This is a genomic window from Dorea sp. AM13-35 (genome assembly GCF_003473885.1).
Taxonomy (GTDB): domain Bacteria; phylum Bacillota; class Clostridia; order Lachnospirales; family Lachnospiraceae; genus Dorea_D; species Dorea_D hominis.
On record NZ_QUCZ01000014.1, the window covers coordinates 1 to 17,104 of the forward strand.

The following is a 17,104-nucleotide window of genomic DNA, read 5'->3' on the forward strand; positions in this document are numbered from 1 at the left end:
TTTCAGGGTTGTTGTCTATTGTTTAATTATCAAGGTTCTTATCTGTTGTCTCATCGACAGCTATATTAGATTATCACATCTTCAAGCGTTTGTCAACAACTTTTTAAATTTATTTTGCTATTCGTTTGAACCGTTGTTCTTGCGAGTCAGCTTAGATATAATACCATTTACGCAATTACATGTCAATAGTTTTAGTAATTTTTTTTACACTTTTTTACATTTTCTTTTCTAATGCTGCACAAAGTATTAATTTAATGCTTTTATACTATATATAGGTCTTTATATTCCCATATCATAACTGTACACTCTACATTCTTACTTCTTATTTTATATATCTTTTCACATTATATTTTTGTAACACAATTTTTTGCATTCGATTATTTATAATAATACATATAATATTATATTTTCTATAGCTTTCATTTTATTTGCCATTACAATTAATGATGCTTTCTCTGTTAAATAATAAAACCGGTAAACCTGACATTAATAATTCTAAATTCTAGTGCAAATCAACTTCATATGAGATATACTTTAAAAATCTTATTCTGATTAGATGGCGCAGAATGAATCTACATATATGTTTTTTCCTGTTTCCATAGAAAACACTTTGCGAGTTTTATTCGCTGATTAGCGGTCGACAAATGCTGTCATAAAAGCATGGCGTATTTTCCTCATCGCATAACAAAAAATCGCAATTCAATGAATTGCGATTTTCTTACGGAGAAAGAGGGATTTGAACCCTCGCGCCGGTCACCCGACCTACACCCTTAGCAGGGGCGCCTCTTCAGCCTCTTGAGTATTTCTCCAGCACGCATTATTATACTAGAGTTTATATTTATTGTCAATATAGTATTTCCATTTTTTTATTTTTTCTCAATTATGTCATTGTGAAACTAAATAAGCCCTTTTTACTTTCCCATTTGTAAAACCAACTTCTACTCTTTTTCTTCACTTCGTAGAAAAACAAGTTTCTTTACGTTGCACTATTTCTATTTAAAATCCAGCTTCTCTAATTGTACTCTGAATTCTTTCTCTGACTAGCGCTGCTATTTCTTTTGTATTCATATCTTTATAATCTTCATAATAAAGAGGTTTCAGAAAATGTACCTGAACTGTTACCTGACTTGTAGTATTTGTGTCAAATGGTTTAAATGAATCTATTAAAGCTACCGGAATGATTGGACATTTCGCTTTTGTAGCAGCTTTAAAGCTTCCACCTTTAAACTCCAGAAGCTCATTTCCATTTTTAGATCTTGTTCCTTCTGGGAAAATTAAATAGTTTCTTCCCTTTTTTACTTCATTTGTTACATTGATAATTACCTGAAGTGATTGCTTAATGTCATCTCGATCTATCATATATGCTTTCATACAGGCAAATACTTGTTTCAAAAACTGAATGTTCGCAATTTCCTTCTTAGCTACAACTGAAAATGGCTTCGGGCATACATCCAGAATAGCCAATACATCATAAAGCCCCTGATGATTCGGAAAGAACATAAATCCATTTTCATCCGGAATATTTTCCACACCGTATGCATCAATCGTAACGTTTCCACCTTTATTTGCTCTGTGAGTAATATACTTTAGTAACTCGTAATGTTGTTCTTCTTTGTATTTATCCACATGTGATGCATGATAGCACAATCTTATCCACATATAAGGAACTAGAAACAGATTCCGAAATACCATCATTATGATCCTTTTCATTGTAAACTCCTCTCCTTATTCGTTTCCCCACTGTTGGGGAATATTATCTATTTTAGTATAATGTTTTGTGGATAAAATGTAAAGTTAGTAAAAAGGGGACGGGGATTTTTTTTAAAGTGCCAGGTGCATGTCCAAAAGGGGACGGGGATTTTCTAAAAAATCCCCGTCCCCTTTTGGAAGTTTTCTACTGCTTTTTTCGCTTTATACCTTCCTAAATTCCAATTTCTTAAATTTAGATCACTTTGGTCTTTTTTCACTTCCCGGAAATATTCCGCCAGTACATCTTTTACATTATCTCTGTCTTCACTGTCCAGATCTTCCGATTTCAGATCTGCTAATACAGGAGCAGCATCTTCTGACCACATATCTGTCAGCTCTGCTATATCATTAAATTTCAGTTTTTTATTTTCTGCCTGTATATGAGCAATGTTATATTTTGAAATCATCCAGTCCGGTTGGCTGAATGACAAAAAAATATATAATCCAAATGCAATCACCATTGTATAACGAAACATTGGAAAGTTTCTTTTATATATCGAAATCACGACGCCACACATAACAAGTCCAAGTACCAACAATGACCATAATACAAGTATTCTTAAAAATGTAAGATGATAAACTCCGATATAAAGTAACATCCGGTATGCCGCTGAAATGATCATTATAAATGTACAACTGCAGACTATGGTTAGTATAATATTTAAAATTTTATTTTCTTTGAATATATAAAGGCATAATATAACAATTATAAAATTAAGTGCACTGACAAACAATAACTGCCAGAAGCCGCCTCTTGCATATTCCGCATAGGTTGTATTTGCCGGAAGACCTTTTTGCACTCCGATGAATAGATAAAAAATCTGTATTATACAATATAATACATAAATTGCGCTGATGATTCCTGTGAATGTGATCGCAATTACTGCATTTCCATTTTTCTTCTTTTCTTTATCCGTTTCCGCAAAATTTTTCTTGCTTGCTGTATAGAAAAATGTGTAGCATAAATGTACACCTGCTATAAATAAAACGATATATCCAGGTACCCTGCCTATTTTTATATGCTTTAATACATTCCCAAATATCCCTGCAAATATTGCATCCGAACTGAACAGCACCGGAAATATGATGAGAAGCAACAATGCTGCAATTACTATTCCAACTAAAACTGCAATCAACATATTTTTCTTTTTTGCTTTATCTTCTCCGGTGTGATCTCTTGTTAGATATCTTACTCCTCCAACATACAGGGCTGGCGTACTTTCGATCATTCCAATTCCAAGTAAAATGATTCGTTTCAGATAGCCGCCGAAATTCCAGCTTGTATCATCATAAAACTGATGCAGCATAAATACGGTTAATAAAATTGCTGTTCCTACCCAGTTGAAAAATATAAAAAAGTACGATGTTGTACATGCAGTTGATATTCCTAAAAGCAACATTCCTGTTATGTATATCCAGGAATCCTTTTTTAATTTCAGACCCAGTTTCTTTAAAAAAATTTTTATAAAAATAATTGTGATTCCGATGCATATTGGAAATGTGATTCCGGAAATATTTTCATACAATGATACTGTGAAAATAATTCCATATAATAAACTTAATGCTGCAAAAAACGGATATTCTTCTTTTATTTTTTCAATATATCGATCCATATTAAACGCTCCTTCAATATCCACAATCTTAATTACCAATTTTCGTAAAAATATACAATTGTATGAATTTCATCATTGGCTGCCCATCCACATACATAACCATGATTCCATTCGTATTCTTTTTCTTGTGTTCCACTACATTTTACAAAACTATATGTCCACTTTACTTTTGTTTTTGGCACATGGAATCTTCTCTGGGAAACTTTCTGATACTTCTCCGCCATATGTCTTAATAATGCTATTGTAATTTGTTTGATAAATACCCAATAGAACAGCAAAAAAGAATATTACAATTAAAATGGCCGAAATTAATTTCTTTCGCATATTACTCCTTCGTATACTCGATAATATCTCCTGGCTGGCAGTCGAGCTCTCTGCAGATAGCTTCTAATGTTGTAAAACGAATTGCCTTTGCCTTGTTATTTTTCAAAATTGACAGATTTGCCGGCGTAATTTCAATTTTATTCGCCAGTTCAACGAGTCCGATTCCTTTTTGTGCCATCATTACATCCAAATGTACTTTAATTCCCATTGTGACACCCCCTAAATCGTAAAATCATTTTCTTCTTTGTATGCGATTGCCTGATTGAATACACATGCAAGTACCTGACTGAACAGAGCTGCGATAAAGAAAACGATTATAATTACAAGTGCCGCCGGTGTCGGATTGAAAAATAGTTTTATAATCCATAAAATTGTAATTCCAAAACTTAATCTTGCCATATGTCTGAGGTTCGTTACATTAGCGGTTACAAAACACTCTTCTTCCATTACGGTTTTCATCATTCTGCGGAGTTCATATATGATCGTCACTCCAAGGATTCCTGATATTCCGAAAATAATAAGCATTGGTATATACTGATTCATAAATACCTCAATCTTGAACTTTGCAAGATATCGTAAACTGATTGGCAATGTCAGAATTACAATAATTCCACTTACAAACATTACATCCAGAATATGTTTTGTAAATTTAACTGTCTTTGTATTCATAATTAGATTGCTCCTTCTTATTTTATTTTCTATAAAATAGCATATTGTTTATTGTTTTTCAATATGTCTTTATTGTTTTTCAATATTTTTTTATCTTTTTTCGATATTTAAAGGGTGGATTTTGGGTAAATAGCTTTTTATATTTTTATATTTTTATATTTTTATATTCAACAAAAAAGACCTACCTCTGCAGGTAAGCCTTTTTTATACTCGCTTCTTAAATTTATCTTTGCTAAAAAGTGTAACTTTAATCTTTCCAGAATCTATGCTTCCAGTTCTCGCAGAATAATTTCTGCTGTTTTCTTTACAGTTGCTGCTACAAAGTCTGTACACTGTGCCTTACGTTCCGGAGAATTTTTCTCTTTTCCTTTTGTAAGTACACGACAACAGGTTGCTCCGCAATATTCTTTGAAGAAATCATGTAATTCATTTGTCAGGGCAAAACATTTGTTGATCTTTGGATCTCCCGGTGTGGTACGTCCAAAGAAATACCCAATCATCATTGTTGCTCCGGCAAGCGCTCCGCATATACAGCCGCCTCCTCCAAGTCCCCATGGAAATCCTGAGCTCATCGCAATTGCATCATCCGACATATCCAGATCAAAATTCTTGCGGATAGCATAGATCAGCGATTCTGAACAGGCGAACCCCTGATTGAAAATCTCTACTGCATCCTTCTGTAATTGCTCCATATTAATATCCGTAGTCATAATAACGACCTCCTTTATTTTCCTCTTTTTATCTTACATCATTATTGATAAAAATTCTACGAAAATAAAATGTTCTCTTCCTTTCACTCTATTTTCACAGATTTTATGTACTATTGACAATCAGGGAATATTAAGAGGCGAAGTCCCATAACAACACTGTAGTGGAATCCGGATTCCAGAGGATTTTTGCAGAATATGACAGCAGTCATAATAAAATAAATAAAACTGACGTACTTCAGATCTTCCTGAGATTCTTTCTGCAGATACGTCAGTTTTTCTATTTACTTAATCAATATAATATTTCTATTCTTCAGATGTATCGTTTTCTGTTACATCTGCTTCTTCAGATTCGGAAGTGCTCTCCTGCTCCTCCTCAGAATCGTCCTCGTCGCCTTTTCTTACTTTCGCAATACTTGCAACGATGTCTTTATCTTTAAGATTGATGAGCTTCACTCCGGATGTAATTCTTCCAAGTACGGAAATTCCTTCACACTTCATACGGATGATAATTCCTTCCGTATTGATGATCATGATCTCATCTTCTTCGTTGACAGCTTTTACGCCAACTACGTTACCTGTCTTTTCTGTGATCTTATAGCATTTCACACCTTTACCGCCACGGTTCTGTGGTGTAAATTCATCCATGTCAGTACGTTTTCCCATACCTTTTTCAGATACAAACAGAAGCTCACTTCCCTGGGAATCTAACTGCATACCGATGACTTCATCTCTGTCAGAAAGATTCATTCCGCGTACTCCCATAGATGTTCTTCCGGTAGAACGGACATCTGTTTCTTTGAAACGGATACACTGACCATACTTGGTAACAAGCAGGATATCCTGATTATTGTCTGTGTATTTTACTTCAATCAATTCATCTTCTTCACGAAGAGTGATTGCTGCAAGACCTGTCTTTCTTACATTTGCATAATCTGTAATAGGCGTCTTCTTAACAAGACCTTTCTTCGTAGCCATGAACAGATACTCACCTTCTCTGTACTCCTCAATCGGAATGACAGCACTGATCTTCTCACCCGGCATCAACTGCAGCAGATTGATGATCGCAGTTCCTCTTGAAGTACGGGAAGCTTCCGGGATTTCATAGCCTTTCAGACGGTAAACTCTTCCGGTATTTGTAAAGAACATGATGTAATGATGTGTATGCGTCATAAACAGTTCTTCTACATAATCTTCATCCAGTGTCTGCATTCCCTTGATACCTTTGCCACCACGGTTCTGTGCTTTGAATGTATCATTGGACATTCTCTTGATATATCCTAATTTGGTCATTGTAATAACAACATCTTCTCTTGGAATCAGATCTTCCATGGAAATATCAAACTCATCAAATCCGATGGATGTTCTTCTCTCATCACCGTATTTATCACGGATAACAAGAATCTCTTCTTTGATCACGCCAAGAAGTAACTTTCTGTCAGCAAGGATTGCTTTTAATCTGCTGATCTGCTCCATCAGTTCTTTGTATTCAGCTTCAATCTTCTCTCTTTCCAGACCTGTCAGCGCACGCAGACGCATATCTACGATTGCCTGTGCCTGTACTTCGGAAAGTCCGAACCGTTCAATCAACTCTGCTTTGGCGATCTGGACATTCTGCGAACCTCGGATGATATTGATTACTTCATCGATATTATCAAGTGCGATCAGCAGTCCTTTTAAAATATGTGCTCTTTCTTCTGCTTTGTTTAACTCATACTGTGTACGTCTTGTCACTACTTCTTCCTGATGATTCAGATAGTGATTTAACATCTCAAGAAGATTCATGACTTTTGGCTGGTTGCCGACAAGTGCCAGCATGATCACACCAAAAGTATCCTGTAACTGTGTATGTTTGTATAACTGATTCAGGATGACATTTGCATTGACATCTCTTCTGAGTTCAATGACAATTCTCATTCCTTCACGGCTGGACTGGTCACTCAGATCTGTAATTCCATCGATTCTCTTATCTCTGACCATCTCTGCTATTTTCTCAATCAATCTCGCTTTATTTACCATAAACGGAAGTTCCGTTACAATAATACGGCTCTTGCCATTTGGCATAGCTTCAATATCTGTGATTGCTCTGACACGGATCTTGCCACGGCCGGTACGATACGCTTCCTCGATTCCTCTTGTTCCAAGGATCATACCGCCTGTCGGGAAATCCGGTCCTTTGATGATTTTCAGGATCTCTTCAATCGTTGTCTCTTCTCTGTCTTCGATCTGATCATCAATGATCTGAACAACTGCATTGATGACTTCTTTCAGGTTATGCGGCGGAATATTTGTTGCCATACCTACCGCAATACCGGAAGTACCATTTACCAGAAGATTCGGAAATCTTGCCGGAAGTACTGTCGGCTCCTTCTCTGTCTCATCAAAGTTCGGCGCAAAATCAACGGTATTCTTGTTGATATCTGCTGTCAGTTCCATGGAAATCTTACTTAATCTTGCCTCTGTGTATCGCATGGCGGCTGCACCGTCACCGTCTACAGAACCAAAGTTTCCATGACCGTCTACGAGTGGATATCTGGTAGACCACTCCTGTGCCATATTAACGAGTGCTCCGTAAATAGAACTGTCACCGTGCGGGTGATATTTACCCATGGTATCACCAACGATACGGGCACATTTTCTGTGTGGTTTATCCGGACCGTTGTTCAGCTCGATCATAGAGTATAAAATTCTTCTCTGTACCGGTTTCAGACCGTCTCTTACATCCGGAAGTGCACGTGAAGCAATAACGCTCATCGCATAGTCAATGTAAGATGTTTCCATTGTTTTTTTCAAATCCACTTCATGGACTTTGTCAAAAATATTATCTTCCATTTATCCTTTTCCTTTCCTACACGTCCAAATTCTTCACGTATTGTGCATTTTCTTCGATAAACTCACGTCTTGGCTCTACTTTATCTCCCATCAAGGTTGTAAATGTCAGATCCAGTTCACTTGTTGTCTCTTCATCCATCTTAACTTTCAGAAGTATTCTGTGCTGCGGATCCATTGTTGTATCCCAGAGCTGTTCTGCATCCATCTCTCCAAGACCTTTGTAACGCTGAATCTTGTTGTTTCCGTCTCGTCCAACTTCCTGCAGGATACTGTCTAATTCTTCATCGCTGTATGCGTACCATACTTTTTTGTTCTTCTCCAGCTTATAAAGCGGCGGCTGCGCCAGATATACATATCCTTCTTTGATCAGATCCGGCATAAAACGATACAGGAATGTCAGAAGCAGTGTACTGATATGTGCACCGTCGACATCGGCATCTGTCATGATGATGATCTTGTGATAACGCAATTTTGAAATATCAAAATCATCATGGATACCTGTACCAAATGCAGTGATCATTGCCTTGATCTCGGCATTGCCATAAATCTTATCCAGTCTTGCTTTCTCAACATTCAGAATCTTACCACGCAGTGGAAGGATTGCCTGTGTCGCACGGTCTCTCGCTGTCTTCGCAGAACCGCCGGCAGAGTCTCCCTCTACGATATATATCTCACAGTTTTTCGGATCTTTGTCAGAACAGTCAGCCAGTTTACCGGGAAGCGACATACCGTCTAAAGCAGATTTTCTTCTCGTAAGATCTCTTGCTTTTCTTGCTGCTTCTCTTGCACGCTGCGCCATCACAGATTTCTCGACTGTCATCTTTGCCACAGATGGATTCTGCTCCAGATAAATCTCAAGCTGTTTGCTTACAACACTGTCAACGGCACCTCTTGCTTCACTGTTACCTAATTTCTGCTTTGTCTGTCCTTCAAACTGTGGATCTTCAATTTTTACACTGATGATTGCAGTCAGTCCTTCACGGATATCTTCGCCGGACAGATTCGGCTCGCTGTCTTTTAGTAATTTATTCTTTCTTGCATAATCATTAAATGTCTTTGTAAGCGCATTACGGAAACCAACTACATGGGTTCCTCCTTCCGGAGTCGTAATGTTATTTACAAATCCATACGTATTATCGCTGTAAGAATCATTGTGCTGCATTGCAACTTCCACAGATACATTGTTGACATTTCCTTCGCAGTAAATGATATCTTCATACAGCGGAGTCTTGCTCTTATTCAGATATTTTACAAATTCGCGGATACCACCTTCGTAGTGGAATGTCCGTTCTATCGTTTCTTCTTCCGGACGTTCATCTCTTAATACAATCTTCAGTCCGGCTGTTAAAAATGCCATCTCGCGGAAACGCTGTTTTAAAATATCATACTCGAAAACAGTCTCTTCAAAAATCGTATCATCCGGTAAAAATGTAACCTTTGTTCCCGTCTTTTCCGGAGCACAGGAACCGATCACTTCCAGCTTCTGAACGACTTTTCCTTTCTCATAGCGCTGTTTATAAACCTTGCCTTCTTTACAGATTTCAACTTCCAGCCAGTTGGAAAGCGCATTTACGACAGAGGCTCCTACACCATGAAGCCCACCGGATACTTTGTATCCTCCACCGCCGAATTTACCACCGGCATGCAGCACGGTAAATACAACTTCAACTGCAGGAAGACCCGCTTTATGATTGATTCCGACAGGGATTCCACGTCCATTATCTACAACGGTAATCGAATTATCTTTATTAATGCTCACAAAAATCGTGTCACAGAATCCTGCAAGTGCCTCATCTACGGCATTGTCTACAATCTCGTATACGAGATGATGTAAACCTCTCGATGATGTACTTCCGATATACATTCCGGGACGCTTTCTGACAGCTTCAAGCCCTTCCAGTATCTGGATTTCATCTGCACCATATTCGTGCTGTACTTTTTCTGTACTCATTCTATTCCTCCTAGTTTTCTTTCTTTACCTGTCCGCTCTGGACATGGAATACTTTATTTATAGAAAATCGATGATTTACAAACTCATCCATCCCCGTACAGGTAATGAGCGTCTGTATATCATGAATACTATCCAGTAAATAGTTTTGCCTGTGTTTGTCAAGTTCAGACAATACATCATCCAGTAAAAGAACCGGCGTATCATGAATCGACTGTTTTACCAGCTCTATTTCTGATAATTTGAGGGACAATGCCGCAGTCCGTTGCTGTCCCTGGGAACCATATTTACGAATATCGATATCGCCGATCATAAATGCAATATCATCCCGGTGCGGACCTACAGATGTGCTTCTGATACGCAAATCTTTTTCTTTGTTCTTGTTCAGCGCCTGCTCCAGCGTCAGATAGCTATTGCTTGGCTCATATAAAATCCGGATGGATTCTTTTCCTCCGGTCAGTTTGTTATGGATTCCGGAAATGATCTCATTCATCTGTTCTACAAATTCCTGCCTTCTCTGAATGATCAGATTGCCATAATGAACAAGCTGCATATCCCAAATATCCAGTGTTTTCAGTACATCACTGTTGTATGCCGCCTCTTTCAGCAGATGATTCCGCTGATTCACAATTCTGTTATAATTTGCAAGATTGCTCAGATATACTTTATCCAGCTGAGAAAGTTCCAGATCCACAAACCTTCTTCTCTCTCCGGGACCATTTTTAATAATATTCAGATCTTCCGGCGAGAAAAATACAATATTGACAATTCCGAATAATTCACTGGCTTTTCTGATCGGCATCTTATTGATCGCAATTCCTTTTGGACTGTTCTTCTTCAGATGCATGTCGATCTGATAATTAATGCCGTTCTTCTCTACAACTGTCTCAATGTGGGACTCATTCTGTTCAAAACGAATCAGATCCTTGTCTTTGGCTCCTCTGTGGGATTTTGTTGTTCCTGAAAGATAGACAGCCTCTAAGATATTCGTCTTTCCCTGGGCATTATCACCGTAAAAGATGTTTGTTGCTTTGTCAAATTCAAGAGATAACAGCTCATAATTTCTGAAATTTTTAAGCTTTAAAGACTCAATCTTCAATTCTTATCTCTTCTCCACCAAATAATACCATATCCCCGGCATATAATTTTCTGCCGCGTCTGGTATCTGTTTCTCCATTTACTGTTACGAGTCCTTCTGTGATTACTTCCTTTGCTTCCACTCCGGACTCAACAAGACCGGCAGCTTTCAGTGCCTGTCCGAGTTTAATATATTCATCTCTCAGTCTTATAACTTCCATCTTTTCACCTCTTAACCAGCCGCATTAAAGTTTACCGGAAGAATCAGGTAAATATAAGTCTCATTGTCATCCTTGATGAAGCACGGAGCTTTCGCATTCATCAGATAAAGTGTTACTTCCTCGTCATCAATAACTCTTAATGCATCAATCAGAAACTTCGGATTGAATCCGATCAACAGATCCTTACCTTCTTTGTTGATCATAATCTCTTCATTCATGGAGCCAATCTGTGATTTGATCTTCAGTTCCATGATCTCATCACCAATATTGATGATAATTGGCTTCTTATCACCTTCTTTGACGAGAAGAGTAGCACGGTCAATACAGTTTAACAATTCTTTTTTGTTAATTCTGACCTTAGTATCATAATCGCTGGATAGCATCTGATCAATTTTAAAATATTCTCCCTCCAGAAGTCTGGATACAACAACTGTATTATCAAACTCAAATACAATGTGATTGCTTGTGTAAGAAATATTTACTTTGCTTTCAGCTTCTCCGGATAAAATCTTACTGATCTCGATCAGTGTCTTACCTGGAACAACAAGTTTCTTGTCTGTAACATCTGCATCCAGAGCAATCTTACGGATGGAGATACGGTGCCCATCCAGAGATACAACCCGAAGCATATTATTCTTAATCTCAAAAAGTTCTCCTGTCATCAGTTTATTACTGTCAGAATCAGCAATAGAGAAAATAGTCTGTCTGATTACTTCTTTCAGCGTAAACTGTGATACTTCAATCGATTCGTCTTTTTCGATGATTGGAAGATAAGAAAATTCATCGCCCGGTTTACCGGAAATATTGAATTTTGCTTTCTCGCAGACAATCGTAGTTTGTAAAGATTCGTCTGTTTCGATAATGACATCACTGTCTGGAAGTTTTCTTACGATTTCGGAGAAAAACTTCGCGTCAATAGCGATCATACCTCTTTCGATGATCTCACCTTCTATGTCTGTCTGGATACCAAGTTCCATATCGTTGGCAGTCAGACGGATAATATCTGTTGTAGCATCGATCAATACACATTCAAGGATTGACATTGTTGTTTTTGAAGGTACCGCTTTTGAAACAATGCTAACCCCTTTTACAAGATTACTTTTCGTGCAAACAATTTTCATGTGTGTAAAACTCCTTTCGCGGTGCGCAATATATATTATGTCTATGAAATGCTTCCGTATCCGTCGCCTTAGGGGGTGTGGAAAAGGGGAAAAACCCTTCAAGCCCTCTGTTTATCGGCGTTTCCGGAATTAAAAACTCTGTGGATTTCGATGAGAATTCATGGGGATTGCATTGGGATAAAAAAATTCTATCCACCGCGTTGGTTAAAAATCCACATATAATCCCATAATTATCCACAATTATATGAAAGTTATCCCAAGCCAGTCCACATAATAATTCACATAAACTAAGCCGGATTGATTTTCTTCTTAATGATATTGACAGTATTTGCCAGTGTTTCGTCGGTCTCCATCTCGGATTCTACCTTTTCAATACCGTATTTGATAGTAGAATGGTCCTTTCCACCAAAAATAGCACCAATTGCTTTTAAAGAAAGCTCTTTGGTAGACATCGTACGCATCAGATACATCGCTACCTGACGAGGATTGGCAATTTCTGCGTTTCTTTTTTTGCTCTTAAGATCAGCAATACTGATATTGAAGTGCTCTGCAACAATATCCAGTATGAGTTCCGGTGTAACTTCTCGGTTATTATCAGAAGAAATAATATCTTTCAATGCTTCGGCAGCGAGAGATATGTCAATCGTTCCTTCATTATTATTCAGTCTGTAAAGAGCAATCAGTTTATTAAGAGAACCTTCCAGTTCTCGGATATTTGTCTTGATATTTGTGGCAATGTACTGGATTACATCTAATGGGATGTTGTATTTTTCAAGCTTGTCCAGTTCGATCTTCTTCTGAAGGATTGCCATACGTGTCTCATAATCCGGAGAAGAAATATCTGCAAGCATACCCATCTCAAAACGGGAGCGCAGTCTGGCTTCCAGTGTCTCGATATCCCTTGGCGGGCGGTCACTGGAGATAATGATCTGCTTTCCGGAAGTATGTAAATGATTAAAAGTATGGAAAAACTCTTCCTGCGTACTTTCTTTACCAATAATAAACTGGATGTCATCGATTAACAGTACATCAATATTCCGGTACTTTTCGCGGAACTTTGTCATAGAAGATTCGTTGCCGGATGATTTACCGTTCTTTAATGATTCAATCAGTTCATTCGTAAATGTCTCACTTGTTACATATAAAATCTTTTTCTTTGGATTCTGATCTAAAATAAAATGTGCAATGGAATGCATCAGATGAGTCTTTCCCAGTCCGACACCTCCGTAGAGAAATAGAGGATTATAAACCTGTCCCGGCGATTCCGCTACCGCAACGGAAACTGCATGGGCGAAACTGTTATTTCCGCCTACAACAAAAGTGTCAAAAGTGTACTTAGGATTCAGCCCGGCTCTTTCGGCTACGGACTTCGTACGTTTCTTTTGACTTGCTTCAACTGCCATATTCTGTATTTCATTCAATCGGTCATCATCTTCGGATATGAAAGAAACTTCGTATTCTTCTCCTGTGATTTCAGCAATGCATACCTTCAAAGGAAGAAGATATTTTTTTTCAATGTATTCAACACTTGAATTCATATTTACCATAATAAATACAGTGTTGTTGATGACATCATATACTTTCAGCGGTTTAATCCATGTCGAGAATGATACATTGGATAATTCGTGTTCCACGCGCAAATGTTCTATTATTTGCGGCCATTTTTCCTCTACTGTGTTCATTTTATAAAACTCCTAATCTTCTATATACTCTATTATAGTTTACATCAAAATGGGGGATTAGGCAACGTTTAATCAATGTGGATAACTAATTTCCCCATTGAAAACGGCATATTTGCGTTCGATTTGTGGAAAAAAAAGTTAAAATCCACAAGTTATCCACTGAAATCCACAAAGTTTTCCACATTTAGTGGATAATTCCATGATAAATAAGTTCTTACCTATTTATATAAGGCGAAGTGAAAAATGTGGAATACCGGCATATTTATCCCCATTAACTAAAATACAAAGAAAAAGTCTATAAACTCGCAGGTTTTGCTTGACGTAAAGGAATTTTATGAATATAATAAAAAATGATGTCTATAGAAAACTGAGGGATAACCCTTAAAAATATAAGGAGGTGGATATCAATGAAAATGACATTCCAGCCAAAAAAGAGACAAAGAGCTAAAGTTCATGGTTTCAGATCAAGAATGAGCACTGCAGGCGGAAGAAAAGTTCTTGCAGCAAGAAGAGCAAAAGGAAGAAAGAAATTATCAGCGTAGGCCGCATATATGTGGCCTTTTCTTCTCTCAAAATTAGGAGAAAATGAAAATGAAATATTCCGAATCATTAAAAAAAAACAGGGATTTCCGTTTAGTATATAAGGAAGGAAAATCCTGTGCAAACAAATATCTGGTCATGTATATTCGAGAGAATCATTCAGATGTAAACAGATTGGGAATATCTGTAAGTAAAAAAGTTGGAAATAGTATAGTACGTCATAGAATAACGAGATTAATTAGAGAGAGTTATCGACTACAAGAAGAGCACTTCAAGTGTGGATGGGATCTGGTTGTAATTGCTAGAGCCGGTGCGAAAGGAAAAACATATCGAGAAATAGAGAGCGCATTGATCCATCTTGGAACTCTTCATGAATTATATATATGAGGTAGCGTGTTATGAAAAGAATTCTGTTGGCATATATCAGATTCTATCAGAAATATTTATCGAACCTCAAAGGATCATCGACCTGTAAATATTATCCGACCTGCTCCTGTTATGCAAAAGAAGCAATTGAAAAATACGGAGCATGGAAAGGCGGAAGACTTGCGTTATGGAGAATATTGAGATGCAATCCATTTTCAAAGGGAGGCGTTGATCCAGTTCCATAAAAAATGTAGTTACGATGGAGGAAGAACGAATGACTGTAAGTTTACTGACTGCAGCAAACTGGCCGCTCGTAGGACAGTTATGCTGGCTATTAGGTAAAGTAATGAGTTTTATCTATGACTTCTTAGATAAGGCTCTGCCCTCAGATAATGGGCTTGTAGGATTATCAATTATCATCTATACGATTCTGGTATATACTTGTATGCTTCCATTGACGATCAATCAGCAGAGATCATCTAAAATGATGGCTGTGATCAACCCGGAAGTACAGAAAATTCAGAAAAAGTATAAAAACAAAAAAGATCAGGCTTCTATGATGAAGCAGCAGGAAGAAATCCAGCAGGTATATGACAAATATGGAACTTCCATGATGGGAGGATGCCTTCCGCTGTTAATCCAGATGCCGTTCCTGTTTGCATTATATCCGGTTATTTATAATATTCAGCAGTATGTACCGGCAATCAAAGGAGCTCCGGCTGCAGTAAACAGATTTATCACAATACCGGATCTTACCGTATCTCCGGCTGCTATGCTGAAGAACAGTGGATCATACGGAATGCCGGCAATTGTGATCATGATCACGGCAATCGTGCTTCCGCTTCTTTCAGCCGGAACACAGTATGTAAGTATGAAACTGTCCCAGGCAATTTCCGGACAGCAGCAGATGGATAAAGATAATCCGATGGCAGGAACTATGAAGACAATGAATATGACAATGCCTCTGTTCTCTGTATTCATGGTATTTACATTGCCGACTGGTATCGGTATTTACTGGATCATCAGTGCGTTAGTACGTTGTGTACAGCAGGTATTTATCAACAAACACCTGCAGAAGATGTCTGTTGAAGATCTGGTAGAAAAGAATAAAGAAAAAGCAGAAAAGAAACGTGCAAAGAGAAGCGAGAAAGCAGAGAAGATCAATGCAATGGCTCAGATGAATACGAAAAACATTTCTGAGAAATCAAGTCTGGGTGTTTCTGATGCTGAAAAAGAGAAAAAGCTTGAAAAAGCAAGAAAGAATGCAGCGAATGCAAAAGAAGGAAGTCTTGCAGCGAAAGCCAATATGGTTAGAAAATTCAATGAGGACAAATAGGGGGCGCTATTATGGACGGTTACATTACTGTATCAGCTAAAACATTGGATGATGCGATTACAGAAGCATTGATCCAGCTTGGTGTGACAAGTGATCATTTAGATTACGAAGTAATTGAGAAAGGAAGTGCCGGATTTCTTGGAATCGGCATGAAGCAGGCAGTAATAAAGGCGCGCAGAAAACAAGAGGAACCTGTAGAGGAACCGGTTGTTGAAGAAGTAGAAGAAAAGCCTGTTAAAAAAGAAGTAAAAGAATTTAAAGAAGAGAAAAAAGATTTTCATAAAAAAGAATTCCACAAAAAAGAGCATGTGAAAAAAGATAATTTCAAAAAAGAGGCTCCAAAGAAGGAATTCGTGAAAAAAGAAGTTCCGAAGAGAGAAGTTGAACTTGCTCCTGTTGAAGATGCAACAAAAGAAGCATGTGTGAAATTTGTAAAAGATGTACTCGCTGCAATGGATATGAACGATGTTGAAGTGAAAGCAGAGATTGATGAAGAAGGTGCTCTGAGCATCACGATGGACGGAAAGAATATGGGTATTCTGATTGGAAAACGTGGACAGACACTGGATTCCCTGCAGTATCTTACAAACAGAGTTGCAAACAAAATGCAGGATGGTTATGTCAGAGTAAAACTCGATACAGAAGATTACAGAAGAAGAAGAAAACAGACATTAGAAAATCTTGCAAAGAACATTGCAAGCAAAGTAAAGAGAACAAGAAGATCTGTTTCTCTTGAGCCGATGAATCCTTATGAAAGAAGAATTATTCATTCTGCTCTTCAGTCTGATTCTGCTGTATCTACACATAGCGAAGGTGAAGAACCGTACAGAAGAGTTGTAGTAACATTGGTAAGAAGATAAAGAAAGAAAAAATAGGGGTTTTGATGACCTCTATTTTTTATATAACGAAAAATGCAATT

General features: G+C 37.6%; 17 protein-coding genes and 1 tRNA gene. 5 read left to right on the forward strand and 13 right to left on the reverse strand.

The genetic code is table 11. The features are described from left to right. Window positions 1-721: 721 nt before the first annotated feature. The 13 genes from DW152_RS12900 to dnaA form a co-directional block, all read right to left on the reverse strand. A tRNA-Ser gene (locus DW152_RS12900) sits at window positions 722-809 on the reverse strand. 187 nt (window positions 810-996) lie between these two features. After that, a complete protein-coding gene (locus DW152_RS12905) occupies window positions 997-1,710 on the reverse strand; it encodes a lysophospholipid acyltransferase family protein (protein WP_117538463.1) in 714 nt (237 codons plus the stop codon). 152 nt (window positions 1,711-1,862) lie between these two features. Next, the gene (locus DW152_RS12910) at window positions 1,863-3,362 is read right to left on the reverse strand and encodes a DUF4153 domain-containing protein (protein WP_117538464.1); all 1,500 of its coding nucleotides are present in this window, start codon (window positions 3,360-3,362) and stop codon (window positions 1,863-1,865) included. Between the two features lie 32 nt (window positions 3,363-3,394). Further along, window positions 3,395-3,586 (reverse strand): hypothetical protein, encoded by a 192-nt coding sequence (locus tag DW152_RS13215; protein ID WP_117538465.1) that lies wholly within the window; start codon window positions 3,584-3,586, stop codon window positions 3,395-3,397. Window positions 3,587-3,687: 101 nt separating this feature from the next. Next, window positions 3,688-3,894, reverse strand: coding sequence for a helix-turn-helix domain-containing protein (locus DW152_RS12915; protein WP_117538466.1), 207 nt, complete (start codon window positions 3,892-3,894; stop codon window positions 3,688-3,690). Between the two features lie 11 nt (window positions 3,895-3,905). Next, entirely contained in the window at window positions 3,906-4,355 is a 450-nt protein-coding gene (locus DW152_RS12920; RefSeq protein WP_118288800.1) for a DUF2975 domain-containing protein, read from the reverse strand. Window positions 4,356-4,618: 263 nt separating this feature from the next. Next, the gene (locus DW152_RS12925; protein WP_118288801.1) at window positions 4,619-5,065 is read right to left on the reverse strand and encodes a C-GCAxxG-C-C family protein; all 447 of its coding nucleotides are present in this window, start codon (window positions 5,063-5,065) and stop codon (window positions 4,619-4,621) included. 303 nt (window positions 5,066-5,368) lie between these two features. Beyond that, window positions 5,369-7,894: a DNA gyrase subunit A gene (gene gyrA / locus DW152_RS12930; RefSeq protein WP_118288802.1), complete on the reverse strand. Its 2,526-nt coding sequence runs from the start codon at window positions 7,892-7,894 to the stop codon at window positions 5,369-5,371. A 16-nt stretch (window positions 7,895-7,910) separates the two neighbouring features. Continuing rightward, entirely contained in the window at window positions 7,911-9,845 is a 1,935-nt protein-coding gene (gene gyrB / locus DW152_RS12935) for a DNA topoisomerase (ATP-hydrolyzing) subunit B (protein ID WP_021859828.1), read from the reverse strand. Between the two features lie 10 nt (window positions 9,846-9,855). Then, window positions 9,856-10,941, reverse strand: a complete 1,086-nt coding sequence (recF, locus tag DW152_RS12940; protein ID WP_117538469.1) for a DNA replication/repair protein RecF — start codon at window positions 10,939-10,941, stop codon at window positions 9,856-9,858. Continuing rightward, window positions 10,931-11,140, reverse strand: coding sequence for an RNA-binding S4 domain-containing protein (locus DW152_RS12945; protein ID WP_118288803.1), 210 nt, complete (start codon window positions 11,138-11,140; stop codon window positions 10,931-10,933). Before DW152_RS12945 ends, recF begins: the two co-directional genes overlap by 11 nt. A gap of 11 nt (window positions 11,141-11,151) precedes the next feature. Further along, window positions 11,152-12,261 (reverse strand): DNA polymerase III subunit beta, encoded by a 1,110-nt coding sequence (gene dnaN, locus DW152_RS12950; protein ID WP_021859825.1) that lies wholly within the window; start codon window positions 12,259-12,261, stop codon window positions 11,152-11,154. Window positions 12,262-12,548: 287 nt separating this feature from the next. Continuing rightward, window positions 12,549-13,943 carry a chromosomal replication initiator protein DnaA gene (dnaA, locus tag DW152_RS12955; protein ID WP_021859824.1) on the reverse strand — a complete coding sequence of 465 codons (1,395 nt, stop codon included), beginning with the start codon at window positions 13,941-13,943 and terminating at the stop codon, window positions 12,549-12,551. Between the two features lie 407 nt (window positions 13,944-14,350). On the opposite strand from dnaA, the gene rpmH reads away from it, so the two are divergent. From rpmH to jag, 5 genes are read left to right on the forward strand one after another with little or no spacing between them, the layout of a single operon-like run. Continuing rightward, window positions 14,351-14,485 (forward strand): 50S ribosomal protein L34, encoded by a 135-nt coding sequence (rpmH, locus tag DW152_RS12960; protein WP_021859823.1) that lies wholly within the window; start codon window positions 14,351-14,353, stop codon window positions 14,483-14,485. A 49-nt stretch (window positions 14,486-14,534) separates the two neighbouring features. Continuing rightward, window positions 14,535-14,870, forward strand: coding sequence for a ribonuclease P protein component (gene rnpA, locus DW152_RS12965; protein ID WP_021859822.1), 336 nt, complete (start codon window positions 14,535-14,537; stop codon window positions 14,868-14,870). An 11-nt stretch (window positions 14,871-14,881) separates the two neighbouring features. Continuing rightward, entirely contained in the window at window positions 14,882-15,094 is a 213-nt protein-coding gene (gene yidD, locus DW152_RS12970) for a membrane protein insertion efficiency factor YidD (RefSeq protein ID WP_021859821.1), read from the forward strand. Between the two features lie 29 nt (window positions 15,095-15,123). After that, window positions 15,124-16,185 carry a YidC/Oxa1 family membrane protein insertase gene (locus tag DW152_RS12975; protein ID WP_021859820.1) on the forward strand — a complete coding sequence of 354 codons (1,062 nt, stop codon included), beginning with the start codon at window positions 15,124-15,126 and terminating at the stop codon, window positions 16,183-16,185. Window positions 16,186-16,196: 11 nt separating this feature from the next. After that, window positions 16,197-17,045: an RNA-binding cell elongation regulator Jag/EloR gene (gene jag / locus DW152_RS12980; RefSeq protein WP_117538470.1), complete on the forward strand. Its 849-nt coding sequence runs from the start codon at window positions 16,197-16,199 to the stop codon at window positions 17,043-17,045. The last annotated feature ends 59 nt before the right edge of the window (window positions 17,046-17,104 follow it).

What these genes read in the sequence shown, in the direction of transcription:
- rnpA (WP_021859822.1), top strand. Translation starts at nt 14,535, where the DNA reads ATGAAATATTCCGAATCATTAAAAAAAAACAGGGATTTCCGTTTAGTA.
- dnaN (WP_021859825.1), bottom strand. Translation starts at nt 12,261, where the DNA reads ATGAAAATTGTTTGCACGAAAAGTAATCTTGTAAAAGGGGTTAGCATT.
- DW152_RS12975 (WP_021859820.1), top strand. Translation starts at nt 15,124, where the DNA reads ATGACTGTAAGTTTACTGACTGCAGCAAACTGGCCGCTCGTAGGACAG.
- DW152_RS13215 (WP_117538465.1), bottom strand. Translation starts at nt 3,586, where the DNA reads ATGGCGGAGAAGTATCAGAAAGTTTCCCAGAGAAGATTCCATGTGCCA.
- dnaA (WP_021859824.1), bottom strand. Translation starts at nt 13,943, where the DNA reads ATGAACACAGTAGAGGAAAAATGGCCGCAAATAATAGAACATTTGCGC.
- DW152_RS12920 (WP_118288800.1), bottom strand. Translation starts at nt 4,355, where the DNA reads ATGAATACAAAGACAGTTAAATTTACAAAACATATTCTGGATGTAATG.
- DW152_RS12915 (WP_117538466.1), bottom strand. Translation starts at nt 3,894, where the DNA reads ATGGGAATTAAAGTACATTTGGATGTAATGATGGCACAAAAAGGAATC.
- DW152_RS12945 (WP_118288803.1), bottom strand. Translation starts at nt 11,140, where the DNA reads ATGGAAGTTATAAGACTGAGAGATGAATATATTAAACTCGGACAGGCA.
- gyrB (WP_021859828.1), bottom strand. Translation starts at nt 9,845, where the DNA reads ATGAGTACAGAAAAAGTACAGCACGAATATGGTGCAGATGAAATCCAG.
- rpmH (WP_021859823.1), top strand. Translation starts at nt 14,351, where the DNA reads ATGAAAATGACATTCCAGCCAAAAAAGAGACAAAGAGCTAAAGTTCAT.
- DW152_RS12910 (WP_117538464.1), bottom strand. Translation starts at nt 3,362, where the DNA reads ATGGATCGATATATTGAAAAAATAAAAGAAGAATATCCGTTTTTTGCA.
- jag (WP_117538470.1), top strand. Translation starts at nt 16,197, where the DNA reads ATGGACGGTTACATTACTGTATCAGCTAAAACATTGGATGATGCGATT.
- yidD (WP_021859821.1), top strand. Translation starts at nt 14,882, where the DNA reads ATGAAAAGAATTCTGTTGGCATATATCAGATTCTATCAGAAATATTTA.
- gyrA (WP_118288802.1), bottom strand. Translation starts at nt 7,894, where the DNA reads ATGGAAGATAATATTTTTGACAAAGTCCATGAAGTGGATTTGAAAAAA.
- DW152_RS12905 (WP_117538463.1), bottom strand. Translation starts at nt 1,710, where the DNA reads ATGAAAAGGATCATAATGATGGTATTTCGGAATCTGTTTCTAGTTCCT.
- DW152_RS12925 (WP_118288801.1), bottom strand. Translation starts at nt 5,065, where the DNA reads ATGACTACGGATATTAATATGGAGCAATTACAGAAGGATGCAGTAGAG.